Annotated in this window: 41 protein-coding genes; all 41 read right to left on the bottom strand. The window is 46.0% G+C overall.

Going from position 1 to position 24,395, the window contains the following annotated elements; all coding sequences use genetic code 11:
• Positions 1-3 precede the first annotated feature (3 nt).
• On the bottom strand, positions 4-1,254 hold the full coding sequence (locus tag AC5SLM_RS11440) for an adenylosuccinate synthase (protein WP_495251093.1): 1,251 nt from the start codon (positions 1,252-1,254) through the stop codon (positions 4-6).
• A 9-nt stretch (positions 1,255-1,263) separates the two neighbouring features.
• Complete coding sequence (locus tag AC5SLM_RS11435; protein ID WP_495251092.1) at positions 1,264-2,106, bottom strand: ATP phosphoribosyltransferase regulatory subunit; 843 nt, start codon at positions 2,104-2,106, stop codon at positions 1,264-1,266.
• A gap of 100 nt (positions 2,107-2,206) precedes the next feature.
• Positions 2,207-3,010, bottom strand: a complete 804-nt coding sequence (locus AC5SLM_RS11430) for an undecaprenyl-diphosphate phosphatase (protein WP_495251091.1) — start codon at positions 3,008-3,010, stop codon at positions 2,207-2,209.
• Positions 3,010-3,657 (bottom strand): HAD family hydrolase, encoded by a 648-nt coding sequence (locus AC5SLM_RS11425; protein WP_495251090.1) that lies wholly within the window; start codon positions 3,655-3,657, stop codon positions 3,010-3,012. The genes AC5SLM_RS11430 and AC5SLM_RS11425 overlap by 1 nt, the downstream gene beginning before the upstream one ends.
• 1 nt (position 3,658) lies before the next feature.
• Positions 3,659-5,578 (bottom strand): transketolase, encoded by a 1,920-nt coding sequence (tkt, locus tag AC5SLM_RS11420; RefSeq protein ID WP_495251175.1) that lies wholly within the window; start codon positions 5,576-5,578, stop codon positions 3,659-3,661.
• Positions 5,579-5,590: 12 nt separating this feature from the next.
• Complete coding sequence (locus AC5SLM_RS11415; protein WP_495251089.1) at positions 5,591-6,460, bottom strand: polyprenyl synthetase family protein; 870 nt, start codon at positions 6,458-6,460, stop codon at positions 5,591-5,593.
• An 8-nt stretch (positions 6,461-6,468) separates the two neighbouring features.
• Positions 6,469-7,497, bottom strand: coding sequence for a DUF7488 domain-containing protein (locus AC5SLM_RS11410; protein WP_495251088.1), 1,029 nt, complete (start codon positions 7,495-7,497; stop codon positions 6,469-6,471).
• Positions 7,481-7,798 carry a YbaB/EbfC family nucleoid-associated protein gene (locus tag AC5SLM_RS11405; RefSeq protein WP_495251087.1) on the bottom strand — a complete coding sequence of 106 codons (318 nt, stop codon included), beginning with the start codon at positions 7,796-7,798 and terminating at the stop codon, positions 7,481-7,483. The genes AC5SLM_RS11410 and AC5SLM_RS11405 overlap by 17 nt, the downstream gene beginning before the upstream one ends.
• A complete protein-coding gene (panD, locus tag AC5SLM_RS11400; protein ID WP_495251086.1) occupies positions 7,798-8,163 on the bottom strand; it encodes an aspartate 1-decarboxylase in 366 nt (121 codons plus the stop codon). The genes AC5SLM_RS11405 and panD overlap by 1 nt, the downstream gene beginning before the upstream one ends.
• Before the next feature lie 85 nt (positions 8,164-8,248).
• The gene (locus tag AC5SLM_RS11395) at positions 8,249-9,547 is read right to left on the bottom strand and encodes a UDP-N-acetylmuramoyl-L-alanyl-D-glutamate--2,6-diaminopimelate ligase (RefSeq protein WP_495251085.1); all 1,299 of its coding nucleotides are present in this window, start codon (positions 9,545-9,547) and stop codon (positions 8,249-8,251) included.
• Complete coding sequence (locus tag AC5SLM_RS11390; RefSeq protein WP_495251084.1) at positions 9,547-10,119, bottom strand: tetratricopeptide repeat protein; 573 nt, start codon at positions 10,117-10,119, stop codon at positions 9,547-9,549. Before AC5SLM_RS11390 ends, AC5SLM_RS11395 begins: the two co-directional genes overlap by 1 nt.
• Positions 10,116-10,394: a NifU family protein gene (locus AC5SLM_RS11385; protein WP_495251083.1), complete on the bottom strand. Its 279-nt coding sequence runs from the start codon at positions 10,392-10,394 to the stop codon at positions 10,116-10,118. The genes AC5SLM_RS11390 and AC5SLM_RS11385 overlap by 4 nt, the downstream gene beginning before the upstream one ends.
• Positions 10,395-10,515: 121 nt before the next feature.
• Complete coding sequence (gene rplQ / locus AC5SLM_RS11380) at positions 10,516-10,866, bottom strand: 50S ribosomal protein L17 (RefSeq protein WP_495251082.1); 351 nt, start codon at positions 10,864-10,866, stop codon at positions 10,516-10,518.
• Between the two features lie 3 nt (positions 10,867-10,869).
• Positions 10,870-11,883 (bottom strand): DNA-directed RNA polymerase subunit alpha, encoded by a 1,014-nt coding sequence (locus AC5SLM_RS11375; protein ID WP_495251081.1) that lies wholly within the window; start codon positions 11,881-11,883, stop codon positions 10,870-10,872.
• A 15-nt stretch (positions 11,884-11,898) separates the two neighbouring features.
• Positions 11,899-12,525 (bottom strand): 30S ribosomal protein S4, encoded by a 627-nt coding sequence (gene rpsD / locus AC5SLM_RS11370; protein WP_495251080.1) that lies wholly within the window; start codon positions 12,523-12,525, stop codon positions 11,899-11,901.
• A 59-nt stretch (positions 12,526-12,584) separates the two neighbouring features.
• Positions 12,585-12,977: a 30S ribosomal protein S11 gene (gene rpsK, locus AC5SLM_RS11365; RefSeq protein ID WP_495251079.1), complete on the bottom strand. Its 393-nt coding sequence runs from the start codon at positions 12,975-12,977 to the stop codon at positions 12,585-12,587.
• Positions 12,978-12,992: 15 nt separating this feature from the next.
• A complete protein-coding gene (gene rpsM, locus AC5SLM_RS11360; RefSeq protein WP_495251078.1) occupies positions 12,993-13,361 on the bottom strand; it encodes a 30S ribosomal protein S13 in 369 nt (122 codons plus the stop codon).
• A gap of 3 nt (positions 13,362-13,364) precedes the next feature.
• A complete protein-coding gene (gene rpmJ / locus AC5SLM_RS11355) occupies positions 13,365-13,478 on the bottom strand; it encodes a 50S ribosomal protein L36 (protein ID WP_495251077.1) in 114 nt (37 codons plus the stop codon).
• A 162-nt stretch (positions 13,479-13,640) separates the two neighbouring features.
• Positions 13,641-13,859 carry a translation initiation factor IF-1 gene (gene infA, locus AC5SLM_RS11350; protein WP_495251076.1) on the bottom strand — a complete coding sequence of 73 codons (219 nt, stop codon included), beginning with the start codon at positions 13,857-13,859 and terminating at the stop codon, positions 13,641-13,643.
• Positions 13,860-13,867: 8 nt separating this feature from the next.
• Positions 13,868-14,635 carry a type I methionyl aminopeptidase gene (map, locus tag AC5SLM_RS11345; RefSeq protein WP_495251075.1) on the bottom strand — a complete coding sequence of 256 codons (768 nt, stop codon included), beginning with the start codon at positions 14,633-14,635 and terminating at the stop codon, positions 13,868-13,870.
• Complete coding sequence (gene secY, locus AC5SLM_RS11340; protein ID WP_495251074.1) at positions 14,635-15,897, bottom strand: preprotein translocase subunit SecY; 1,263 nt, start codon at positions 15,895-15,897, stop codon at positions 14,635-14,637. Before secY ends, map begins: the two co-directional genes overlap by 1 nt.
• 1 nt (position 15,898) lies before the next feature.
• Complete coding sequence (rplO, locus tag AC5SLM_RS11335; RefSeq protein WP_495251073.1) at positions 15,899-16,297, bottom strand: 50S ribosomal protein L15; 399 nt, start codon at positions 16,295-16,297, stop codon at positions 15,899-15,901.
• Between the two features lie 21 nt (positions 16,298-16,318).
• A complete protein-coding gene (rpsE, locus tag AC5SLM_RS11330) occupies positions 16,319-16,762 on the bottom strand; it encodes a 30S ribosomal protein S5 (RefSeq protein ID WP_495251072.1) in 444 nt (147 codons plus the stop codon).
• Positions 16,763-16,788: 26 nt separating this feature from the next.
• A complete protein-coding gene (rplR, locus tag AC5SLM_RS11325) occupies positions 16,789-17,145 on the bottom strand; it encodes a 50S ribosomal protein L18 (RefSeq protein ID WP_495251071.1) in 357 nt (118 codons plus the stop codon).
• Positions 17,146-17,155: 10 nt separating this feature from the next.
• A complete protein-coding gene (gene rplF / locus AC5SLM_RS11320; protein ID WP_495251070.1) occupies positions 17,156-17,692 on the bottom strand; it encodes a 50S ribosomal protein L6 in 537 nt (178 codons plus the stop codon).
• 80 nt (positions 17,693-17,772) lie between these two features.
• On the bottom strand, positions 17,773-18,168 hold the full coding sequence (gene rpsH / locus AC5SLM_RS11315) for a 30S ribosomal protein S8 (RefSeq protein WP_495251069.1): 396 nt from the start codon (positions 18,166-18,168) through the stop codon (positions 17,773-17,775).
• A gap of 10 nt (positions 18,169-18,178) precedes the next feature.
• Positions 18,179-18,364, bottom strand: coding sequence for a type Z 30S ribosomal protein S14 (locus AC5SLM_RS11310; RefSeq protein ID WP_495251068.1), 186 nt, complete (start codon positions 18,362-18,364; stop codon positions 18,179-18,181).
• Complete coding sequence (gene rplE / locus AC5SLM_RS11305) at positions 18,357-18,908, bottom strand: 50S ribosomal protein L5 (protein ID WP_495251067.1); 552 nt, start codon at positions 18,906-18,908, stop codon at positions 18,357-18,359. The genes AC5SLM_RS11310 and rplE overlap by 8 nt, the downstream gene beginning before the upstream one ends.
• Before the next feature lie 4 nt (positions 18,909-18,912).
• A complete protein-coding gene (gene rplX, locus AC5SLM_RS11300; protein WP_495251066.1) occupies positions 18,913-19,146 on the bottom strand; it encodes a 50S ribosomal protein L24 in 234 nt (77 codons plus the stop codon).
• 2 nt (positions 19,147-19,148) lie between these two features.
• On the bottom strand, positions 19,149-19,517 hold the full coding sequence (gene rplN / locus AC5SLM_RS11295; RefSeq protein WP_495251065.1) for a 50S ribosomal protein L14: 369 nt from the start codon (positions 19,515-19,517) through the stop codon (positions 19,149-19,151).
• Positions 19,517-19,768, bottom strand: coding sequence for a 30S ribosomal protein S17 (rpsQ, locus tag AC5SLM_RS11290; protein ID WP_495251064.1), 252 nt, complete (start codon positions 19,766-19,768; stop codon positions 19,517-19,519). Before rpsQ ends, rplN begins: the two co-directional genes overlap by 1 nt.
• A gap of 12 nt (positions 19,769-19,780) precedes the next feature.
• On the bottom strand, positions 19,781-19,966 hold the full coding sequence (gene rpmC / locus AC5SLM_RS11285) for a 50S ribosomal protein L29 (RefSeq protein WP_495251063.1): 186 nt from the start codon (positions 19,964-19,966) through the stop codon (positions 19,781-19,783).
• Positions 19,953-20,378, bottom strand: coding sequence for a 50S ribosomal protein L16 (gene rplP / locus AC5SLM_RS11280; protein ID WP_205457703.1), 426 nt, complete (start codon positions 20,376-20,378; stop codon positions 19,953-19,955). The genes rpmC and rplP overlap by 14 nt, the downstream gene beginning before the upstream one ends.
• A 2-nt stretch (positions 20,379-20,380) precedes the next feature.
• Positions 20,381-21,079 (bottom strand): 30S ribosomal protein S3, encoded by a 699-nt coding sequence (gene rpsC, locus AC5SLM_RS11275; protein ID WP_495251062.1) that lies wholly within the window; start codon positions 21,077-21,079, stop codon positions 20,381-20,383.
• Position 21,080: 1 nt separating this feature from the next.
• Positions 21,081-21,413 (bottom strand): 50S ribosomal protein L22, encoded by a 333-nt coding sequence (rplV, locus tag AC5SLM_RS11270; protein ID WP_495251061.1) that lies wholly within the window; start codon positions 21,411-21,413, stop codon positions 21,081-21,083.
• 10 nt (positions 21,414-21,423) lie between these two features.
• Positions 21,424-21,705: a 30S ribosomal protein S19 gene (gene rpsS, locus AC5SLM_RS11265; RefSeq protein WP_495251060.1), complete on the bottom strand. Its 282-nt coding sequence runs from the start codon at positions 21,703-21,705 to the stop codon at positions 21,424-21,426.
• Between the two features lie 2 nt (positions 21,706-21,707).
• Positions 21,708-22,538: a 50S ribosomal protein L2 gene (rplB, locus tag AC5SLM_RS11260; RefSeq protein WP_495251059.1), complete on the bottom strand. Its 831-nt coding sequence runs from the start codon at positions 22,536-22,538 to the stop codon at positions 21,708-21,710.
• 2 nt (positions 22,539-22,540) lie between these two features.
• Complete coding sequence (locus AC5SLM_RS11255; protein ID WP_495251058.1) at positions 22,541-22,822, bottom strand: 50S ribosomal protein L23; 282 nt, start codon at positions 22,820-22,822, stop codon at positions 22,541-22,543.
• Between the two features lie 2 nt (positions 22,823-22,824).
• Positions 22,825-23,439: a 50S ribosomal protein L4 gene (gene rplD, locus AC5SLM_RS11250; protein WP_495251057.1), complete on the bottom strand. Its 615-nt coding sequence runs from the start codon at positions 23,437-23,439 to the stop codon at positions 22,825-22,827.
• Positions 23,436-24,014 carry a 50S ribosomal protein L3 gene (rplC, locus tag AC5SLM_RS11245; RefSeq protein WP_495251056.1) on the bottom strand — a complete coding sequence of 193 codons (579 nt, stop codon included), beginning with the start codon at positions 24,012-24,014 and terminating at the stop codon, positions 23,436-23,438. The genes rplD and rplC overlap by 4 nt, the downstream gene beginning before the upstream one ends.
• Before the next feature lie 10 nt (positions 24,015-24,024).
• Positions 24,025-24,336: a 30S ribosomal protein S10 gene (gene rpsJ / locus AC5SLM_RS11240; RefSeq protein WP_205457711.1), complete on the bottom strand. Its 312-nt coding sequence runs from the start codon at positions 24,334-24,336 to the stop codon at positions 24,025-24,027.
• Positions 24,337-24,395 lie beyond the last annotated feature (59 nt).

The following is a 24,395-nucleotide window of genomic DNA, read 5'->3' as shown; positions in this document are numbered from 1 at the left end:
CCTTTAAAGTAAAATCGTATCGTTGCGATCAGGCGAGGTTGAAATGATGCCCACCTTTGTACCGCACAAGGTTTCAATGCGCCGAATGTAACGTTTTGCATTTTCAGGAAGGGCATCAAAGGTACGAACACCGGCTACCTTTTCCCATCCTTCCATCTCTTCATACACAGGTGTTACATTTTCTAGCGAACTTGGCATCGTGTCAATCACCTTGCCATCAACCTTATACGCATGGCAGATTTTAACCGTTTTAAAACCATCTAGCACATCAAGCTTCATGAGGGCAAATTGGTCGCATCCATTAAGGCGCGACGCGTACCGCACGCTCACCGCATCAAACCATCCGCACCGTCGACGCCGCCCTGTGGTGGTGCCCACTTCCTTGCCCACATCCGCCATAATAGTGCCAGCTTCTGTGGTGTCTTCCGTAGGAAAAGGTCCATGGCCTACCCGTGTTGTGTACGCTTTCACAATGCCCGTCACAATACCAATGTCTTTAGGGTTTAGCCCAAGCCCTGTACACGCACCCGCACTGACGGTATTGGAACTGGTAACAAAAGGATAAGTACCGTGGTCGATATCCAAAAGGGTTCCTTGTGCGCCTTCTAAAAGCATGCTCTTTCCTGCATCAAGAGCGTCCCATACCATCTGTGTCGTGTTGGCAACAAAGGGGGCTAGGGCCTTTTTATACCCCTCCAACTCTTCCAATAAGGCTTCTTTGGAGGGCAAACTAACGCCTAGGACATCAAGAATGGGTTGCTGGGACGCAAGGGTTTCCATGATGCTCTCGCACAACAACGCAGGGGTAAGCAATTCGCCCACGCGGTGTCCTGTACGGCTAATCTTATCTGCATACGCAGGCCCAATACCCTTGCCAGTTGTTCCAATGGCTTTTTCGCCTTTTAAGCGCTCTTTGGCTTGGTCAATGTACGCATGGTAAGGAAGATTAAGGTGGGCTTTATCGCTGATAAACAGCCGCCCTTCGAGGTCTTGAAATTGCCGCATCTCCTCAATGAGTGACGCAGGATTTAACACCACGCCGTTGCCGATGATGTTGCATGCTTTGGGGTTTAGCACGCCTGAGGGTACCAAATGCAGCGCGTAGCGCACACCATCGACCCAGATGGTATGGCCTGCATTGTGCCCGCCTTGGCTTCGGCACACCACATCATACTCTTGGGCAAGACGGTCAACAATCTTCCCTTTTCCCTCATCGCCCCACTGAATCCCTACAATCAAATCTGCTTTTGACATTGTCTCTTCCTATCTCATCAAAGTTTCTATAATAGCGTCTGTGTGCACGCCAAATCCGCTTGAAGTTTCCCCTTCAAACTGGTAACATCCGCCGCTTCCTAAGGTTTTGTTATGGTACACAAACCGAAAAAAGAGTTGGTCATAATACTGCATTTTTGCATAATACAACGGGGCAAGTACCACCGGGTGTCGTCCGCAGACATACGCCAAACGCTTCATCTCTTCCAAGGGCGCTTTGAGCACTTCGGGCACCAAGCCAATGACCTTATCGATATCCTCAAGGTGCTGCAAGGTGGCAAGCGCGCTCAACCACGGTTCTTTGTGTTGCAACAAAGTTTCCAAGTGGCCTGATCTTAGCACCTCTAAGGGAATGTCAAACATCGTTGAAATGGCACGGGGAATAGCAATATTGCTTACTTGTAAATACGGCTTACATGTAAGGGTTTCAAGCAAATCGCCCATCAATGTCACGCTGGTGTTTACATCGTCCTCGCCAATCAACTCCCCGCCAATTTGGTAAAACTCAAAACTTGGGTAGCGAAACACAGGCTGTACGTAAAACCACCGCTTGTGAGAGGTGGAACGCCCAAGGCGACGCGTCACAATCCGCACCACGTCTAGCGTACTGTCTGAGCGCAAGGAGACAAGATGGTTGTCGTGGTCAGAAAAACGTAACAACTCTTTTTCACTGATTTGGTGGTGTTGGTGGTAGGAGAAAAAAGGCGTGATAATTTCTTCAAACCCCGCCCCCACCAATTGGTCGCTTGCTAAGGTTTCTATTTTGCGCTTAAGCGCAGCACTTTTGCCAAAGTAGAGCTTACTGCCCTCTGGAATTTCGTGTTCGTAAATCATGCACAACTTTCCTATGGATTATCAACATTTTGCAAAAATCCCTGCAAACGTCCTAAAAAAAGCCCATTGTACCTAAAACGGCTTTAAAGGTGGATGGATGTTACGCCCAAAAGCCAAAAACACCCAAAAGCAAGGCCCCTAATCCCAAGCGGTACACCACAAAAGGGGTCATGGACGTCTTTGCAATCAATCCCATAAACCAAGCGATACACCCATAAGCGCTCAAGGCAGAAACCCCCGCACCCAAGGCCAAGATTTCCCATTGAACCCCTTCCTTAAGGGTCAAAAGTTCCATGCCCTTGAGTCCACCCGCTAACACAATCACCGGGATGGAAAGCAAAAAAGAAAAACGTGCGGCACTGACCCGTGAAAACCCAAACAACAACGCTGCGGTGATGGTCACGCCCGAACGGGACGCACCAGGAATCAGCGCAAGGGCTTGGAATACCCCAATAGCAAGGGCAAGCATCAAGGTCAACTCTCCCAGTTCTCGCACTCCACCCTTGCGGTCTGCTACGTAGAGCAACAATCCAAATCCCAAGGTTGCATAGGCAATCACACTAGGAGAGCGCAAGAGCATTTCTACCACGTCGCCCAAAAACAACCCCGCCAAACCCACGGGAATCGTCCCTATAATCACTGCCCACGCCAAAGGGCTTTCTCCTGTGGCGTGGCGTTTCCAAAGAGAAACAGACCAATCCCGAAGCAAGGTCCACACATCGCGCCAAAAATAGGCCAATACCGCAAGCAAAGAACCCACATGCACCGCCACATCAAAGGCTAGTCCTTGGTCTTCCCAGTGAAAAAATTCGGGGACTAAAATAAGATGCGCCGAACTTGAGATGGGTAAAAACTCCGTGAGCCCCTGAACAAGGGCTAGCACTACGGCTTGGTACCACTCCATTAGCGTCGGCTTAACAAATAGGCTTCTAGCGCCCCTGCATCATCAAACACGTGTTTGGCTCCATGGGCTACTAGCTCTTCTTTCTCGCGAAAACCCCAACTCACACCCAAAGGCTCCACGCCTGCGCGCACGGCGGTTTCCATGTCGATTTTCGTGTCTCCCACAAAGCACACCTCTTCAAGGCTTACATGTAAGCTTTCCAAAAGAGCAAAAAGTCCCGCAGGATCGGGTTTTCGTGGAATCCCCTCTTTTTCTCCCGCTACCCCACAAAAGGCAAGGTGCGGGAAAAAATGCGTCACGCATTCCCCTACAAACATGTCGGCTTTGTTGGATAAAATCCCCACCTTTATCCCCTTACATGTAAGGGTTTTTAGCAAGTGTTCAATCCCCGCATAGGGCATTGATGTTGCTTTCCACTGGGTAGCGTAATGCTCTTTAAGGGTTTTTAGCAAAGCGTCCGTAAGGTCTGGACTGGCAAGTTTTTGCATCAAAGCACGCATGCCCTCGCCCACAAAAAGCTTGTACGCCTCCACAGGGTGGGGCGACAAGCCGTGGGTCTGGAGGGCATAATTTGCACTCGTGGCAATGTCTTCTAAGGTGTCTAACAAGGTGCCATCTAAATCAAAAAAAACCGCCTTAAGTGCCATTTTAAAGTCCCAGTGCTACGCGTTTAATGTTTTCGACCGTAAAGCCAAAATGTTCAAATAATTTCACCGCGTCTCCACTGGCCCCAAAACCTTCCATGCCAATCACCGCATCGGCGTAGCGGTACCATTCGGTGCCTGCGGCCGCTTCAATGGCAAGTACTTTGGTGTTAGGGTTCACCACGCGGGCCTTGTAAGCCGCTTCTTGGAGGTTGAACAAATCAAAACACGGCACACTCACCACGTTGGCTTTTACTCCTGCTTTTTCCAGTTCGCATCCTGCCTTGAGTGCGAGCATCACTTCGCTTCCACTGGCCATCAACGTTACCGAGGCACCTTCGCGTTCTTTGAGCAAATAGGCGCCATTTTCCACGTCTCCAAAGGCACGGTCGTTTTTAAGCACGTCTAATTTTTGGCGTGAGCACACAAAGGCCGCAGGGGCTTTACGGGCCAAGGCCACTTGCCAAGATTTGACATTTTCCGTAGCATCCGCAGGGCGAAAGACAAAAAAGTTTGGAAGGGCGCGAAATTGGCTAAGTTGCTCGATGGGCTGATGGGTTGGGCCATCTTCTCCCACACCAATGCTATCGTGCGTCCAGATAAAATAGTGTTTCAAGCCCATCAAGGCTGCCAACCTTGCAGCAGGTTTTAAGTAGTCGCTAAAGATGAAAAACGTGGCACTGTAAGGAATAAACAATCCGTACAACGAAAAGGCATTACAAATGGCCGCCATGGCGTGTTCCCGAATGCCAAAGTGCATGTTACGTCCATGGGGGAAATCGCCCATGCCCTTGAGTTCACTTTTGTTAGAAGGGCCAAGGTCTGCGCTACCGCCCATGAAACCAGGAAGGGCTTTGGCAATGGCGTTAAGGATTTGGCCGTTACTGTCGCGCGTAGCAACACCTGAACCTGGGGTGTAGGTAGGCCATTCGATTTTTGACACATCGGGGTGTTGCAAACTTTCAAGCAACAACCGCTGTTCTTCGCTTAGCATGGTGGCAATTTTTTCGTTCCACTGAGCCTGAGCAAGGTCTCCCTTTTCAACCGCTACACGAAAGCGCGCCAAGACGTCTTCATCTACCCAAAAATGCTTTTGGGGGTCAAACCCGCATTTGGTTTTGGCATTGGCGATTTCTGTTTCACCCAAGGGTGCCCCGTGGGAATGGTGGCTCCCTTCTAGCTCACACGCCCCTTTGGCAATGACCGTATCGGCGATGATTAAATAGGGTTTGCATTTTTCCTTAGCTTCACTCAGCACAAACTCAATCTCATCAAAATTATGCCCATCGATGCGCGAAACCGCCCACCCTTGGGCTTCAAAACGCGCTTTTACGTCTTCATTCCACGCGATAGACGTATCACCCTCGATGGTGATGTTGTTAGAATCATAAATGAGCACAAGGTTATTGAGTCCCAAAGAACCCGCCAAGGAACATGCTTCGTAGCTAATCCCTTCTTGCAAGTCTCCATCGCCACACAAACAATACACCGTGTGGTCGATAACATTGGCTTGGTCAGAGTTTAAAATGTTGCCTGCGTATTTTGCCGCCATTGCAAAACCCACAGCATTGGCTACACCTTGGCCAAGTGGTCCTGTTGTCACTTCCACGCCGGGTACATCGTGGTATTCGGGGTGCCCTGGTGTTTTACTGCCAAATTGACGAAAATCTTTCAAATCTTCACGCGTGATGTCGTACCCACACAGGTGGTAAAAACTGTAAATGAGTGCCGAAGCGTGCCCGCCGCTAAAAACCAAACGGTCGCGGTTTAGCCAGGTTGGGTCTTTGGGGTTGTGCACCAAATGGTTGGCCAAAACAGTCACGATATCTGCTAATCCCATGGGCGCACCAGGGTGGCCACTGTTGGCTTTTTGCACCATATCTGCTGCTAAAAATCGAATGGTGTTAGCCTGTTTTTGTAACATTTCTTCGCTCATCTACATTCCTTTAATAAAATACATTTCTACAATACGCGCAAGGTCATCACCTAACGCACCACCAATGCTTCGTGCTTCTGCGCACAAGGTCATCGCCAACGCATCGCGCCGTGCCATCGCCTCTTTCACACCCAACAGGTTTGTAAAAGAGTTTTTTACCCCATCATTTCCCGTAGGTTTTCCTGCTTCTTGGGGTGTTTGTGTTGCATCAATCACATCATCTTGAATCTGAAACAACAATCCAAGCTTAAGGCCAAAGGCTTCAAGGGCTTGTTCAAGGGCTTGGGGGCTATTGGCCACAATCGCTCCCATTTTCAAACTCGCCGCAATGAGCTTGGCGGTTTTGTTGGTGTGCAAAAATTCCAACGCCTCAAGGGAAAGGGGTTTGTTTTCAAAATGGCAATCAATCGCTTGGCCTAGCACCATGCCACACGCCCCCGCGCTCACCGCTAACGCTTCCACTAAGCGAATGCGCACTGATGCACTTAGCGGCGCCCTCGCCAACACCGCAAACGCATGGGTATTAAGGGCATCCCCCACCAAAATAGCGGTCACTTCATCATGGCTTACATGTAAGGTCGGGTGGCCGCGGCGCAAAGGGGAATCATCCATCGCAGGCAAGTCATCGTGAATAAGTGAGTAGGTGTGGAGCATCTCAATACTCGCAGCCACAGGTAAGGCGTGTTCGAGCAACAACGGTGCTAAATGTTCCACAACCTTCAGGAGCAGCATGGGGCGAAAACGTTTGCCCCCAGCTTTGAGCATCGCTTGCAACGCCTCTTCGTAGTGCGGGTGAAAACTTGGCGCCACGGGGAGATTGGCCAAAAAGTATGCCTCAAACGTTTCGATATTGTGTTCTAGAAGTTCCACGCAGTATCCTAGTGTTGGGAAAGGGTAAGGGTCACAAAGAACTGAAATCCTTTGCGATCAAAGAGCATATAATAGGGTTCATTTTTAGACAGCGTTCCTAGCAAGGTGCGGATTTCTTGGGGATTGCGAAGGGCTTGACGGTTAATCTGCAACAAGGTGTCTCCCACATGAAGCCCCTGTGCAGCCGCCCAAGAACCCGTCTCCACGCGCGTGAGAACTAAGTTTCCATCAAAATGCATACCCAACGCCTCAAGGTACGTCTCGCGCGCTAGAGCAATAACCCGCTTTGGCCTTACATGTAAAGAAAGTTGCACATTTTGACCTCCTCGCACAACTTCTACAGGCAAGATTGTGTTCTTAGGAGCAAATAAAAGTGTTTCTTGAAACTGTTGTAAAGAGCCAACCTGTGCGCGCGCTACCCGCACAATGCGATCACCCTGACGCAATCCACTCGCGTAAAAGGGGTCCACTTGCGCCACCACAATCCCTGCATCTTGTTGGATAAAACGGGCGCCAACATCCCCATAATACACCTCATCGTACGCAACCGCATGTTCTAAATAACGGTTCCCGATAAAGCCACCGCCCCCTTTTGCTATGCCGTACATATCGCAACACACCCCTGTCACAATGGCGCCCGCAAGAGAGCTTGCAGAAAAGGTGTCGTTTTGCCCAAGGCCCGAGGCTAAGCCACTAAGTTTTCCTATGGAGATTTCAGGTTTAGCACTCACAGAAGCTAGCCATTCACCGCGTTTTAACGCCCGTTCTTCATTTTGAGGCACGGGCAAAAGCGGGGTCGTACTGCGCAGGACATAGAGGTTTAAAAAAGGGTCGTATTTGACAAAAGATCGTGGACGCTCAAAAGAAACAGCACGGGTGGGCGTAATAGCAATGGCACGCACCCCTTCAAGGCTCACATACGCTGGCGCATTGCGCTTAAAACATGCTTCAAAGTCCTGCACCGTAGGCGCCTCTTGTGCCCATGCGCACAGTGCTAATCCCAACGTGAGTCCAAGCAGTTTAGTTTTGATGGCCAAATCCTCCCAAGCGTGAAAGCATTTGCGTGGCTGCTAGTTTTTTGTTCTCCTCCACCATTGCACTGGCGTCGTTAATGGAGCTGATGAGCAAAATCTGCAAAGATTCCTTGTCTTCCAAAAGTGAGGGGTCGATGTGAATATCAATCACCTCCCCCTTGCCGTTCATCGTTACCTTTACCATGCCGCCGCCACTTTTAGCGGTAAATTCTTTATTAGCAGCTTCTTCTTCCATCGCTTTGGCATGTTTTTGCGCTTCTTCAAACATCGCACCCATTTTTGAAAAATCAAGGTTATCAAACATCAGATAAAGTCCCTCACTTCGGTAATGCGATTGTGCTCATCCACCAAAATAGCAATGGGCTTATGGGCATCCGCTTCGGTTTCATTCATGGAAGCATAGGCAATGATGATGATTTTATCGCCCACGTGCGCCTTTCTTGCAGCCGCACCGTTGAGGCAAATGTCGCCTCGGCCTCGCTCCCCTTGAATCACATAGGTTGAAAACCGTTCACCGTTATTGACATTAACAATATCTACCTTTTGACCCACCCGCAATTTTGCGGTTTCCATCAGTGCTGCATCAATCGTAATAGACCCAACATAATTTAAATTCGCATCGCTCACCGTTGCGCGGTGAATTTTGCTGTAAAGCATCTCAAACATCATGTGTGTATCCTTAACGTGAGAGAGGTTTTGTGAAATTCTTCAAACACAACGCTCTCAAAAAGGGGTTATTTTACCATAACTGTGCTTAGTGTTTTTGAACACTAAACCACTCACGTACCACCACACGGTCATCGTAAGGGTATTTTACCCCTGCAATTTCTTGGTACTCTTCGTCCCCTTTGCCTAAAATCATCAGTGCTTCCCCTTCTTGCAAGGAAGCAAGGGCTGCTTCAATGGCACTACGTCTGTCTACTTCAACCACCACATCCCCATTCACCCCTCCAAGAATCTGTGCAATGATACTCCTAGGGTCTTCAAAGCGCGGGTTATCGCTTGTGACAATGAGGCGTTTGGCAAAACGCTTGGCCACTTTTCCCATCAACGGGCGCTTAGTAGCATCGCGGTTTCCGCCTGCGCCAAAGACGACCACGAGTTGGTGGTGCTTCATGGCGTCTAGGACCTTCTCCATACCATCGGGCGTGTGGGCAAAATCAACAATCACGAGCGGGTCTTCATGCACCACTTCCATCCGCCCACTCACCCCGCCAAAGCCCTCAATCGCCTCGCACAAAGCCGCGCTTGTGGGGGATTCTAATAGAAACACGCCCGCCAACGCAGCAAGGAGGTTGTAAAGGTTAAAATTCCCCTGAAGAGAAGATTCAACATGAAAGGTTTCTTGCTTGTAGGCAACTACGGCGCGAATACCTTGTGTGAGGCTGTATGCCTTTACTGAAAAATCGGCCGGAGCTTCAACACCATACGTAAACGTATTGGCAGGGTTATAGCGCAAGATGCGCTGATCGCGGTTAATGAGCTTCATCCCTTCCGTGTCAAAAAAAGCACTTTTTGCTGCAGCGTACGCTTCCATGGAGCCGTGAAAATCCAAGTGATCTTGCGAAAGATTGGTAAAAATGCGCAAGGCGAAGTTCAAAGATTCGATGCGTTGTTGGACGATAGCATGAGAGCTCACTTCCATGATGAAATAACGGCACCCTGCCTTTGAAGCTTCCCCCATGTGCCACAACGTTTGCAAAATAGGTGGCGTGGTAAGGCTACGTGACTCAAAGAGGGTGTCATTAATCATACACCCCCTTGTTCCTTGCAAGGCAACCTTTACATGTAAGTCAAGCAAGAACGAATACATTGCCGCAGCGGTAGTGGTTTTTCCATTGGTTCCTGTAATACCAACCACTTTAAGTTCGGGAGAAATACCAAGGAGTGCGTGGCAAAGCGCAGGGGTGAGTATTGCTGGGGCGCCACGCTCTTTTGCATCCGCTTCGTAGTGTGCATTTTGTGCCGTACGCACAAACGCGGTGGAGGCATCACACGCCAGTGAAGAGTCGGTAATATAAGAAAATTGGGGGTGAGTAACAGGGAGTTTCACTAGCTTAAATACCCTTGTGCTTTACGAAATAGCGAGTGGAATTGGGTGTCGTTTGGAAAAAGAGAGACGGCACTTTCGAGGTACTGTAAAGACATTTCGATATACCCATGGTCGATGAGCAAATCCAAAAAATGTAAAAAATCTTCCTTGCTTGAAATGAGCACCTTGGTGGAAAACATGATATCTTCAAAGGCTTTTTTAAAATCCCCCTGCTCTTCCACAAGGCTCATAAAATCCTCATAAACAATCCCATTTTCTTCTTGAAGTTTTTGATCGATAAATTCGCTTTCAAATAAAGAGAGTAACTTTTCCATGCCAACTTCCAAAGAGTCAATGATGTCTTCGAGCATGGCTTCGTTTTCTTCACTTTCGCCGCGTGCACTGGTGGTGTAATATTCAAATAAGGACATCGCCTCTTCTTCACGCTCCAAAGCCAAATCCGCCAAAATCGCACAAATACGAAGTTCTTTATCCTCTGGATTTTCCTTTAGAGCAAGGGAAAAATAAAAAAGAGCACGTTGAAACTCTTTGTTATAAAAACAATCAATGGCACGCTCTTTGTAAGTGGTCATTCGTATCTTTCGAGTTCATTTTCCATGCCAGGTACGATGTTAATCACTTCAATTTCTGGATGGATATCGATGCGAAGCTGACGCTCGATGCCGTATTTGAGTGTTTGTCCGCTAGAAGAACAGCCGTTGCAGGCCCCTTGAAGCTGAACAAAAACACGACCATTTTTCACCGCAAGCAATTGCATTCCCCCACCATCAAGGGCCAACATGGGCTTGACTTTTTCTAGGGATTTTTCAACCACCGGAAATAACTCTTCGTCGCTAAAAGGTATCATGTATTTTCTCCCAATTTTTGGTGCGATCGGCTAGATCATTGAGTTATTGTAGCAAGATTTAGGCTAGAAAGGGATTAAAGTAAAGAAGGCATAGGGGCGCTTTGCCCCTATGGTATGCTATTTATACGAGTTCGATAAATGCCATCTCTGCGGCATCGCCACGACGCATACGGGTTTTGATAATCCGTGTATAGCCGCCGTTGCGCTCTTTATAGCGTGGAGCAATCTCTTCGACAAGTTTTTTTGTTGTTTCTTTATCTTGCAAGGCTGCAAATACAGCTCTGTGCGCATTAAAGTCACCCTTAAGTGCTTTAGTGATGAGTTTTTCCACATAGCCTCTAAGCTCTTTTGCTTTAGGCAACGTTGTTTCGATCTTTTCGCTTTTAATAATGGCGATGGTCAGATTTTTTAAGAGCGCGCTTCGGTGTGAAGAAGTGCGTCCCAGTTTACGGTATCCGTGCTTGTGTCTCATGGATTATTCCTCTGTCGCTTCTGATTTAATCTCGCTGATCCGTTTTTTTACCGTCTCAACTGTTTCGCTTGAAAATGTGGTTCCCACAGGGAAGCCAATTTCTTCCATTACGGCCTTAATCTCCTCAAGAGATTTCTTGCCAAGGTTTTTCAACTCTTTCATCTCTGTTTCATCCATGAGTGCCAATTCGCCCACCACTTTCACGCCTGCGCGGTCAAGACAGTTGAAACTACGGGCACTCAGGTTAAGTTCTTCAACACTTTGCAAAAGCTTTGCCACTTCTGCATTTGAAGCGCCGCCCTCCGCTTTTGAGGAAACATCCATATCAACAAGTCCGTTAAAGATAGACATTTGTGAATACATGGCACTAAGTGCATTTTTAAATGCTTCTACAGGTGTTACTAACCCATCGGTAATGATGGTAAAAACGATTTTCTCAAAGTTGGGGTTATCCTCAACTAAGACATTTTCAATCTCATACACTGCTTTTTTTACCGGCGTAAAGAAGGCGTCTAGTGCAATGTAATCGGTTTCAGCAGAATCCCGCGTAGACTCGCTTGGAACGTATCCAATTCCCCGCTCAATCACTAAAGAGAAGGTAAGTTCGGCATCTTCGTTAAGTGTGGCAAGGTACCCATCGGGAGTAACCACTTCAACGTCACCATTGTTTAGGTCGATTCCACGAATCTCTTTGGGGCCTGTAAATGTGTAATTCACAATGACCTTGTTGGCATCGCTCTTAATTTTAAACCGAATGTTCTTTAGGTTAATAATAAATAACGCAACATCTTCAAGCATGCCACGCATACTATCAAACTCGTGCGCAGCACCCTCGATTTTTACTGCTGTTGGTGCAAAACCAACCGTGCTACTGTAAAGCAATCGTCGAAGAGGATGTGCCAATGTCACAGCAAAACCCGATTCAAACGGGTGTGCTGTGATTTTTACATGGTTTTGAGAAACACTTTCCACTTCAATATCAGTGGGCATGTACGCAGATGTCTTGATCTTCTTCATCGTACCGCCTTTGTGTTATTTGGAATAAAGTTCAACAATGAGTCGTTCCTCAACAGGAATGACAACCTCTTCTCTTTCTGGAATGCGTGTAAAGATACCAAATAGTTTCTCTTTTTCAACATCAACCCATGGAACGATTCCTGTTTGAGCAGTCAATTCCATCGCGCGAACGATTTGGGGATTTTGTTTAGATTTTTCACGCACTTCTACTTTTTGGCCAGGGCGTACACGGAAAGAAGGAATATCTACTTTCTTGCCGTCCACCAAAAGGTGTCCGTGGGTTACAAGTTGACGTGCAAAACGTCGTGTCGTTGCCAATCCCATGCGGTAAACAACGTTATCAAGGCGTTGTTCAATGAGTTGGATTAAGATAGTCCCTGTGTTTCCCGTGCGTCGTGCCGCATCTTGAAACAAACGTCTAAACTGTTTTTCAGAAAGCCCGTACATGAATTTCGCTTTTTGCTTCTCGCGAAGTTGTAAGCCATATTCACTGATTTTTGCGCGTCGTTGCCCGTGTTGTCCTGGAGCATACGGTCGCTTATCAAGAGCGCTCTTTCCTGCAAGGCGACGCTCACCTTTGAGCGCAAGGCTCACACCAAGTCGTCTTTCTAGTTTTTCAACCGGTCCTCTATATCGTGCCATATTGTATTTCTCCTAAAATCTTAAAAACATAATGCTGTCGTTTTTACTACGCACTCTACCTATACACGTCGACGCTTGGGAGGTCGGCAACCATTATGAGGAAGAGGCGTGATGTCTTTTAGGAAAACGACCTTGATTCCTTCTGTTGAACCGATGCTTTTCACCGCTGTTTCGCGTCCGCTTCCAGGTCCTTGAACCTTAATGCCCACCTCTTTAAGACCGTGCTCTTTTGCTTTGTTGAGCGCGTCTTCTACGGCTTGTTGTGCAGCGTAAGGAGTGGATTTTTTACTTCCTTTGAAGCCAAGGCTTCCAGCACTACTCCATGAAATGACATTACCCATTTCATCTGTCACCGTTACAACGGTATTGTTGAAAGTAGCAGAGAGGTATACAATGCCACGCGCTATATTTTTCTTAACAACTTTTTTTCGTGTTACTCTACGTTTTGCCATTGATTTCTCCTTGCCTTACTTCGCTTTTCCGCCAACAGTCTTCTTCTTACCCTTGCGAGTCCGTGCGTTTGTTTTGGTTTTTTGACCACGCACAGGAAGACCTTTTCGGTGTCGTAGTCCTCGGTAACTTCCAAGGTCCATCAACGCTTTAATATCCATCGCAACACTCTTGCGCAAATCACCCTCAACACTGTATTTGTCTTGGATTTCATTACGAATGGCCGCTACCTCATCTTCGCTCAATTCATACACACGCTTGTCATAAGAAATGCCTGTCGCGTTAAGAATAAGTCGTGACGTATGGAGTCCAATACCGTAGATATAGGTTAAACCGTATTCGACTCTCTTTTTCTTGGGTAAATCTACACCTGAAATACGTGCCATACTCTATCCTTGTCTCTGTTTGTGTTTTGGGGTTTCGCAAATAACTCGAACCACGCCGCCCCGCTTGATAATTTTGCACTTATCGCACATCTTCTTTACAGAAGCTCGTACTTTCATCGCTCTCTCCTGAACATATATTCCACTGGGCCGATCAACTGCCATAGGTTCGACGAACGTAAGCCGAACCAATTATTGAAAAAAACAGTGGTCAATTTTTTCAATAATTCTTCACACAGTTTTACAAAAAGGGGCATATTATAGTTAAAATAAGCTTTTAGCTTACTTATACCTGTAAGTAATGCGTCCTTTGTCCAAACTATAGGGAGTTAACTCCACCTTGACTTTATCTCCTGGCATAATCTTAATATAGTGCATGCGCATTTTTCCTGCAATGTGGCACAAAACAACATGCTTGTTCTCAAGTTCCACTTTAAAGGTTGCATTGGGAAGTGCTTCCACCACATTGCCATCAATCTCAATGACATCATCTTTTGCCATTTTTCCTCCTATTTGCTAATTTCTTGGGAAAGGATTTGCGCCCTTCCCTCCACCATCGCTACTGTGTGCTCATAATGGCTTGTACGCAACCCGTCCTTTGAGACCACCGACCATTTGTCTTCTAATATAACCGGTGTTCCATCACGATGACAAATCATGGGTTCAATACAAAAGACCATGCCATTTTTTATCTTGGGTCCTTGCTTGGGATTGCTGCCTTCTAAATAGTTAGGGATTTCAGGCTCCTCATGGGGCTTTCTGCCAATCCCATGACCACAAAACCCTCGCAAAGGCACGTATCCTCGCTGATGAATGAAAGACTCTAAGGCTTGGCTTAACTCTTTAAAACGCATGCCTTCGCGAATCACATCGATCCCATAATACAGTGCGTCTTTCGCGCAAGCAATCAACGCTTCATCTTCGGGAGAAATCTTGCCCACAGGCATCGTTACCGCAGCGTCACCGTACCATCCCTCACACTCCACACCAATATCAAGCCCTAGTATATCGCCCTCTTGGAGAATAGTTTGATTGGGAATACCGTGGATTACAACCTCATTTAAAGAGGTGCATACTCCCCCTGGAAATCCGTATAGTCCTTTAAAAGCAGGCCTTACATGTAAGGCCGCCAAAAAGTCTTCGCCCAGTTGATTCACCTGCGCTAGCGTCATTCCTGGCGTAACGGTTTTTTGAAGGTAATTAAGGGTTTTGGCAACGTACTGGTTTGACCTAGCGAGTTTTTGAATCTCGCTAGGTTTTTTAAGCAAAATCGCCATTAAAGACCAACGGCACTTAAGGTTTGGTATTTGTTCATGTACATTTGCGCTTCAATTTTACGCATGGTATCTAACGCAACTTGTACCACGATAAGCACAGCTGTTCCGCCAAAATAAAAGGGAACGCCCATCATCTTGACAAGCACCCATGGCAAGGTAGAAATAAGCCCTAGGTAAATCGCGCCCGTAAACGTTAAGCGGCTGGCTACTTCGTTGAGGAAGTTGGCCGTACTTGCCCCTGGGCGAACCCCAGGAATAAACCCGCCTTGTTTTTTCAAATTCTCTGAAATATCTTTTGCGTTAAACACAATAGACGCATAAAAATACGAAAAGAAAATAACAAAAAGGAAGGTCAAAACGTTAAACATATAGCCATTGGGATTAAGAAAATCGTTGATGGCTAGGATGTAAGGGTTGCTACTTGCTTGGAGAATGGTCGAAGGAAACATCAAGATAGCCGAAGCAAAAATCGGAGGAATAACCCCACTAAGATTCACTTTAATAGGAATATAATTCATAATGCGCTTGTCTTGATTTTGCATGACAACCTTGCGGGAGTATGAAATAGGAATACGACGTTCACCCATTTCCACGTAAATAATCGTTCCAACCGTTGCCAAAATGACAACCAAAATGCCAAGGACTACCAAAAAGTTAAGTTCGCCCGTATTGACAAGATTAATCGTGCCACCAATGGCTGAGGGAATACCCGAGACAATACCTGCAAAGATAATCAAACTGATACCGTTGCCGATTCCGCGCTGCGTAATTTGCTCGCCAATCCACATCAAAAGCATGGTGCCAGCCAACATCGATGCCGTTGCCACCGCGATAAAGGTGCTCATGTCAATCATAATCGCCGCTTCGCCCGTACGTCCTGTCATGCTTTGAAGCCCCACAGAAACGCCAATGGCTTGCACAATCGTAATCCCAATGGTTGCATAGCGAATGATTTGCATGTATTTCACCATACCATCGCGCTCTTTTTTCATTTTGCCAAGGGCAGGGAAGGTTGCAGCAAGAAGCTCCATCACGATGGAGGCAGTGATGTAAGGCATAATGCCTAGAGAAATAATACTTAAACGTTCAGCAGCGTTGCCGCTAAACATGTTGAACAGTCCCAACGCATTGGAACTGTTTGAATCAAAAAACTCTTTAATTACGTCAATATTTACACCAGGCACTGGCACATAGGCCAGTATCCTGTATGCAAACAAAAACGCCAACGTGATGAGGATCTTGTTGGTCAGTTCTTTGCTCATCTTAATTTCCAGTAACGCTTACGTTGTCGTCTTTAATCTTTGCCAAAAGCCCGTTTGCACTTGCGCCGATAAGCTTTACCTTGGTTACTGTTTTAGCCATTTTGTGAACTTCACGAATGCTTTCCATTGTGATGCTTTCCAACTGGGCAACTACGGTGACTTTTTCTACGTTAATCACGTAAGGTTTTGTCACGCGTGAAGTAAAGCCAACTTTAGGAAGTCGGCGTTGCAAAGGTTGCTGACCGCCTTCAAAGCCGCGTTTGATTTTATAACCAGCGCGTGCGCGTTGACCCTTGTTTCCTTTTGTGGCGGTTTTACCCATGCCACTTCCTTGTCCACGGCCAACACGTTTACGATCGCGTGTTGAACCGTCTGCAGGGGTGAGGTTATCTAGTGCCATAATCGTTCCTTCTTTCTTTAGTTAGCTCTTAAGCATACTGAGCGCTTTAATGGTCGCTCGCACGACGTTAGCAGAATTGTTAGACCCTAGTGATTTTGTCAAAATGTCTTTGATTCCAGCCAACTCGATGACTGGACGCGTTGAGCCACCAGCAATAACACCCGTACCTTCACTTGCAGGCTTGAGTAAGATACGACTTGCGTTGTATTTTACTTCAATATCATGGGCAATGGTTGAGCCTTTGATTTTAACATTGATAATGTTTTTAAACGCATCATCAACTGCTTTTTTAATCGCATCAGGAACCTCTTTGGCTTTACCAAAACCAAATCCCACGAGTCCATTGCGGTTTCCCACAACCACTAACGCGGTAAAGCGAAACCGTCGACCACCTTTTACGACCTTGGTAACCCGACCGATATTAACAATAACCTCTTCAAACTCTTCTCTGTTATATTTTTCCATCAATCTATCCTTATTGACTTATCGGGTTACAGCGCTATGCCGTTTTCACGTAGCGCATCCGCAAAAGATGCAACAACACCGTGGTAAAGGTAACCATTTCGGTCAAACTTTGCTTTTTCGATCCCTTTGGCTTTTAGGTTTTGTGCCAATGTTTGTGCTAAAGCGACTGCACCTTCTTTATTGGACTTAAGGCCTAATTTTTTGCCATCTGCTGCTGCGAGTGTTGTACATGTAACATCTTCAATCGCTTGTGCGTACACGGTGCGGTTTGACTTAAAGATGGAAATACGGGGACACTCTGGCGTGCCAGATATTTTAGCACGGACACGTTTTTTTCGTTTAATACGAAGCGCCAATTTGCGCTTTAAAATTGCTTCTTTCATTTAGCTCCCCTTACTTCTTGGACGTTTTGCCGGCTTTGCGGATAATGCGCTCGCCCACGTATTTCACACCCTTGCCTTTATAAGGCTCCGGAGGTCTAAATCCTCTGATTTCCGCAGCAATTTGGCCAATCACTTGTTTGTCTTGACCTGTAATAGTAACCACGTTTTTCTCAACTGCGATTTGCACATCTTGTGGAAAATCATATTTAATGGGGTGCGAAAAGCCCAATTGAAGCTCAAGAACATTGCCATTTACTGCTGCTTTGTAACCAACACCGTTGATTTCAAGTTTTTTTGTAAACCCTTCTGTAAGGCCAGTAATGACATTGCTTGCCAATGAGCGGTAGGTTCCCCAAAACGCTTTATCTTGGCGTTCTTCACTTTTAGGTGAAAACACAATCGCATTGTCTTCAACGTTTACGTTGACATGACCGCGTGTGTCTAACACTTTTTCTGTTTTACCTTTTGTAAATACAACACTGTTGCCATCCAGCTTGACGTCAATCCCGCTAGGGATAACTACTGGTAATTTACCGATTCGAGACATTAGAATCCTTTTTACTTGTCTACGATATGTCTACTTTTACGAATGGATATCGAATACCATAAAAAGTAACGGCAGCATCCTTACCAGATGCTGCAAAGCAATTCGCCACCGACGCCTGTTTTGTGCGCCTCTTCGTTACTAAGAACCCCTTTAGAAGTACTTACAACGATGGTTCCATAACCGTTTTTAAAGCGTTTAATCTCGTCTTTACCCTTGTACACACGGCGTCCAGGCTTTGAGATACGCTTGATTTCGTTGATTACCTTGTTGCCTTTTTCATCATATTTCAAGACAACATTGATAGACTTTTTACTTCCCTCTTCCACCACATTAAAGCTTTCGATATAGCCTTTTGTTTGAAAAATGGCCAAAATCGCTTCAACAGCGTTGGTGTGGATGAGTTTAGTAACCTCTAGTTTGCGCATTGAAGCGTTTCGGATGCGGGTGAGCGCATCGGAAATCATATCGTTCATCATTTTCTCTTCCTTACCAACTAGCTTTTTTGAGGCCTGGAATCAGTCCCTCATTGGCCATCTTGCGCAAACATATTCTGCAGATACCAAAATCTTTGTATACTGAGTGAGGTCTACCACAAATCTGGCATCGAGTATATCCGCGTACGGCAAACTTAGGCTTTCGCGCAGCCTTAGCGATCATTGATTTCTTAGCCATTGATTTTTCCCTTCGCAAACGGCATACCAACAAGCTCAAGGAGCTTGAATGCTTCTTTGTCTGTTTTTGCTGTTGTGACAATCGTGATGTTCATTCCGTGTGTTTTCATGACTTTATCATACACAACTTCAGGAAACATCATTTGCTCGTTCAAGCCGAAGTTGTAGTTACCTCGACCGTCAAATCCGTTGCGTGGAACACCACGGAAGTCCTTTACACGTGGAAGTGCAATGGAAATCAATTTGTCTAAAAACGCATACATTTGCTTAGAACGCAACGTAACTTTGATGCCCACAGGAAACCCTTCGCGCACTTTAAAGCCCGCAACAGATTTTCGTGCGTCCGTTGTCATTGCTTTTTGTCCAGCAATCAAGGAAATCGTATCTGTCATACTCTGCATGACTTTAGCATCTTTTGCTGAATCGCCCGCACCCACGCTAATCACGATTTTTTCAAGTGCAGGAATAAGCATGGGGTTCTTAATATCAAATTCTTTCACCAAAGCAGGTTTGATTTCTGCTTGGTATTTTTCTTGTAGTCTCATCTACCTAGCCCTCCACTTTCGCAACATTGGAGATATCGATGGGCATTTCTTTATTGACAAATCCACCATCTGGGTTTTTATCGCTGGGTTTGATTGCTTTTTTGGCAACTTTGCACCCTTTCACGATTACTTGGGATTTTTTTGGAAGCACTTGAAGCACTTCTGCTGTTGTTCCCCGGTCATCTCCAGCAATCACTTTAACGGTGTCGCCTTTTTTAATTTTGAACTTTTGTGCCATAGCTACAGTACCTCCGGAGCTAAAGAGACAATTTTCATGAAGTTGGCATAGCGCACTTCACGACCAACAGGTCCAAAGATACGTGTTCCGATAGGTTCGCGCTTGCTATCAAGAATAACAGCTGCGTTTTCATCAAATCGAATCAGTGAGCCATTTTCACGTTGAATCTCTTTTTTGGTTCGGACGATCACCGCTTTGACGACCTGTCCTTTTTTTACCTTACCCGTTGGTAAAGCTTTTTTTACTGAAGCAACGATAACGTCGCCAACGCTTGCGTACCGGCGCTTACTACCGCCAAGTACTTTGATACACATAATCTCTTTTGCACCACTGTTATCCGCAACAGCGAGTCGTGTAAAACTTTGTATCATTACTCAACTCCTGTGGCCAAAACAGCCTTAAGTCTAAACGATTTTCGTTTTGAAAGTGGTCGGCACTCAACCGCAACAACAGTGTCACCTGCGCTTGCTTGGTTTTCTTCATCGTGCACGAGGTACTTCTTAAATCGTTTTACAAATTTGTGGTATCGTGGATGCATAACGCGTCGCTCAACTAAAACAGTGGCCGTCTTGTCGCCTGTTTTTTGAACAACGACTCCCTGAATTTCTCTTTTTAATGCCATTTCTCGACCCTCTTACTTTAAAGCAGCAATTGCTGTGTTGATACGAGCAATGTCCTTGCGAACATCGCGAATCTCATTAGGGTTTGTCAGCTGCATGGTTTTAAGCTTCTGTTTCAACGTAAACAACAGCACCTTTTTCTCTTTTAACAACCCTTGAAGCTCTGTCGCGCTTTTCTCTGTTAAATCAATATACTTCATTTTCACTCTCTCGCGTGATGATTTTCGTCTTGAATGGCAACTTGTGCATTGCAAGCGTCAACGCTTCGCGCGCCAATTCTTCACTGACACCCGCCATTTCATAGATAATACGACCAGGCTTGATGTTCATGACCCATTTATCAACAGAGCCCTTACCTTTACCCATCCTTGTTTCAAGAGGCTTGGCCGTAAGTGGCTTATCAGGGAAAACACGAATCCATGTTTTTGCCTGACGCTTCACGTGGCGTGTCATTGCAATACGTGCTGCCTCAATTTGTCGCGAATCAATCCGTCCAGCTTCGATTGCCTTAATAGCAATCTCACCAAAAGCGATCGAGGCACCACGGCTTGCTTTACCGCGGTTTCGGCCTTTCATCATCTTTCGGTATTTTGTTCTTTTTGGCATCAACATGATTACTTACCTCTTCTGTTTCTTGGGCTTCGCGGTCGCTTTGGCTCTTCAGGCTTTTCTGCTTGAATTCCTTTAGCAAGCACTTCACCTTTAAAAATCCAAACTTTTACGCCAATGATTCCATAAGTTGTGTGTGCTTCTGCAAAACCGTAGTCAATCTTTGCTCGCAAGGTGTGCAAAGGAACGCGGCCTTCAAGGTACCACTCGGTACGTGCCATTTCTGCACCACCTAGTCGTCCAGCCACAGAGATTTTAATCCCTTTTGCTCCTGCTTTTTGAGCACCTTGAATTACTTTTTTCATGGCACGTCGGAAAGCAACACGGCGCTCAAGTTGCATCGCAACGTTTTCAGCCGCAAGTTGAGCTGAAGCTTGTGGGCGTCGCTCTTCTTTGATGTTTACGTTGACATCTTTATTGATAAGTTGTTGAAGTTTTTCTTTCAACTTTTCAATATCAGAGCCTTTTTTACCGATAATAATACCTGGGCGTGCCGCCACAACAGTAACACGAAGTTTCTTTGCAGTTCGTTCGATTAAAATCTCACTCACGCCTGCATAAAAAAGTTCTTTTTTCAAAAACGTACGAATCGCATAGTCTTCACCGATATTAGCAGGAAGTGTCTGCTTGCTAGGGAACCAACGAGACTCCCAGTTACGGTTAATCCCAAGTCTCAAACCAATTGGATTTACTTTTTGACCCATCTTAGTCTTCCTTCTTTGCTTGCTTACTTACTTCCACCAACACGTGTGAGGTCGGCTTGCGGATGCCACTGGCACTGCCTCTAGCTCTTGGACGGAAACGTTTGAGTACGGGACCCGCATCAACACGGCAAGAAGAAACAATCACTTCTTCAGGCTCGAATCCGCCATTGGCGATTGCAGAAGCAATCACTTTAGAGATAACGTGCGCGGCTTTATTTGGGGTAAATTCTAGGCGTGCTAATGCAATTTCGCCATTGAGCCCTTGAACTTCACGTGCGATCAAACGTGCTTTGGTTGGAGAAAGACGGATGAATTTTAATACTGCTCTACTCATTCATCGCCCCTTATTTACCAATCTTTTTTTGCACAGAGCCCTTGTGGCCCTTGAACGTTCGTGTTGGAGCAAATTCGCCCAATTTATACCCAATATGGTTTTCTGTTACATAGAGTGGAATAAAGCTTTTTCCGTTATGGATTTGAAACGTAACTCCAATCATGTCTGGAAGAATGGTGCTACGTCGTGACCATGTTTTGATTGGCTTCGTATCGTTACTCTCTTTTGCTTTGAGGACTTTTTTCATGACATGATCGTCAACAAAAGGTCCTTTTTTCAATGATCGTGCCATCGTTATTTTCCTTTCTTTCGAGAGATGATCAACTTGTCACTTGCTTTCTTGCGACGCGTTTTAGCACCTTTGGTTGGTTTACCCCATGGCGTAACAGGATGTCGGCCAGAGTTTGTCTTACCTTCACCACCACCGTGCGGGTGATCGATTGGGTTCATCGCGGAACCACGGGTTTGTGGTCGGATACCACGGTGTCGGTTACGACCTGCTTTACCAATCACGATATTGATAAAGTCTTCATTTCCAACAACACCTACCGTAGCCATACATTCGCTGAGTACTTGACGCATTTCACCACTTGGAAGGCGCATAATGACGTATTTTTCATCTTTACCCATAAGTTGTGCATACCCACCAGCGCTACGTGCTATTTGGCCGCCTTTGCCAGGTTTGAGTTCGATGTTGTGCAAAATAGTACCCACAGGGATGTTTTTAAGTTTCATCGCGTTGCCTGGCTTGATGTCAAGTCCAGATTCAGCAGATTGAACGCTATCGCCCACGTTTAAGCCTGCAGGCTGAAGAATGTAGCGTTTTTCCCCATCAACATACGTAATCAAAGCGATGCGGCAGTTGCGGTAAGGGTCATATTCGATTGCATCAACACGACCAGGAATGCCAAACTTTGTGCGTTTGAAGTCGATGATGCGGTACAGTTTTTTAGCACCCGCTTCTCTGTGTCGTGAGGTAATCCGACCGTGGTTATTACGACCAGCAGACGCTGGAAGCTTTTTAAGAAGTGAGGGTACACTTGGCTTTGCCGTAATGTCATCTGAACTAAGGCCAGTGATATAACGGCGACTTGGGGTATAAGGTTTATAGGTTTTAATCGCCATAATTATGCCTCCAGATTCTCAAGTTGAGCGCCCTCGGGCAACTTAACATAGAACTTTTTATAATCAGGTCTGCTTCCCAATCTACCGCGGAATTTTTTCACTTTGCCGTTCATGCGAAGGGAATTAACACGCAAGGGAGTAAACCCGAAGTACTCTTTTAAAACCTCTTTTAATCCATTTTTGGTCATCTTTGGAGAGGTCTGGATAACAACCATTCCGTCTTCTTGAAGACCTAAGGTTTTTTCTGTATACAGAATTGCTCTGATATCCGTAATATCTGCCATGATTAAGCCTCTCCTACTAAAGTTTCAAGGACTGCTTTTTCAATCACTACCGAACGGAATGCTGCTACGAGGTAGGCATTTAGCTCATTTGGCTCGATGACATAGCAGTTTTTTAGGTTACGAAATGCTAAAAAAGTATTCTCATCCATTAATTCTTTGACAATCAATGCATCGCGTACACCCAATGTGTTAAGAATAACAGCCGCTTCTTTGGTTTTGCCTGATTCGATGGCAACAGTGTCAACGATAAACAACGCGTCTTTCGCTGCCTTTTCATTCAAAGCAAACTCAAGGGCTAAACGTTTTTGTTTTTTGTTTACTTTTTGGATGTAGTTACGGTTGGTGCTTGGACCAAACGTTACGCCACCGCCAACCCATACAGGACTACGTGAGCTACCTGCACGTGCGCCACCACGGCCTTTTTGATTCCATGGTTTTTTACCACCACCGCTTACTTCGCTACGTGTTTTTGCGCTTGCTGTGTTAGCGCGCGCTGCTGCCATGTAGGATTTAGAATAAAGGTAAAGGTTGTGGGCATTGATTTGCTCGTATCGCTCAGGAAGAGCGATTTTGGAAGCGTGTTCCCATTTTTCATTTAATACGATTGCTTGACTCATTTTACGATCCTTATCCGCCCCATAGCGCCATTAAATCCAGGAACAGATCCCTTTAGCACTAGTACGCCATTTTCTGCATCAAATGAAACAACTTCGTTTTGAACGGTTGTTTTTGCATTGCCCATATGTCCTGGCATTTTTCTACCAGGTTGTACGCGTCCTGGCCATTCACAGTTACCAATCGAACCCCCGTGTCGGTGAAAACGGCTACCATGGCTAGCAGGACCACCTGCCATACCGTGACGCTTAATAACACCGGCAAAGCCACGACCTTTACTGTTTAGGCTTACTTTTAATGTTTTCGCCTCTTGCAATGGAGCGACATCCAAAACGCCCGCTTCTTTTGCGCTTACATGTAAGGTTACAAAACGGTTGTATTCTGCGGAGAGGTTGTACTTCTTTTGTTGTCCGGCGATTGCTTTGTTCATCTTCTTGCCATCGCTGTAGGCAACAATTGCCGTATCGTTTTCACCTACCTCGCACACCTTTGCTTCTAGCACTTTTAGTAGGGTCACAGGTACGCTTGGCACGCTAATGGTTCTACTCATTCCGATTTTTTCTACAATATATTCCATCATCACTTCCTTACTTACCCATAGCTCGTACTTCGACGTTCACTTCAGGAGCGAGGTCAAGTTTCATCAGCGAATCAACAGTGTCAGAGGTTGCAGAGACAATGTCAATCATCCGAGCGTGGATGCGCATTTCAAATTGTTCTCGTGAATCTTTGTTGACGTGAGGAGATTTAAGCACGGTATAACGCTTAATCTTAGTAGGCATCGGAACTGGGCCACGAATTTCTGCACCCGTTCGCTTAACAGCTTCTACGATAGCTGCAACTGATCGATCTAAAACTCGGTGGTCATAAGCTTTTAGCTTAAGTCGAATTTTTTCCATAATTTACCCTTAAAAAAGAACATGTCGCCCGTAAGTCGACCCTAAAAAGGACTGAGATT

The sequence above is a fragment of the Sulfurospirillum sp. HTRB-L1 genome, from assembly GCF_059415125.1.
Note: the sequence above shows the minus strand (reverse complement) of the source record. Positions and strands in the feature narration are given on the sequence as shown.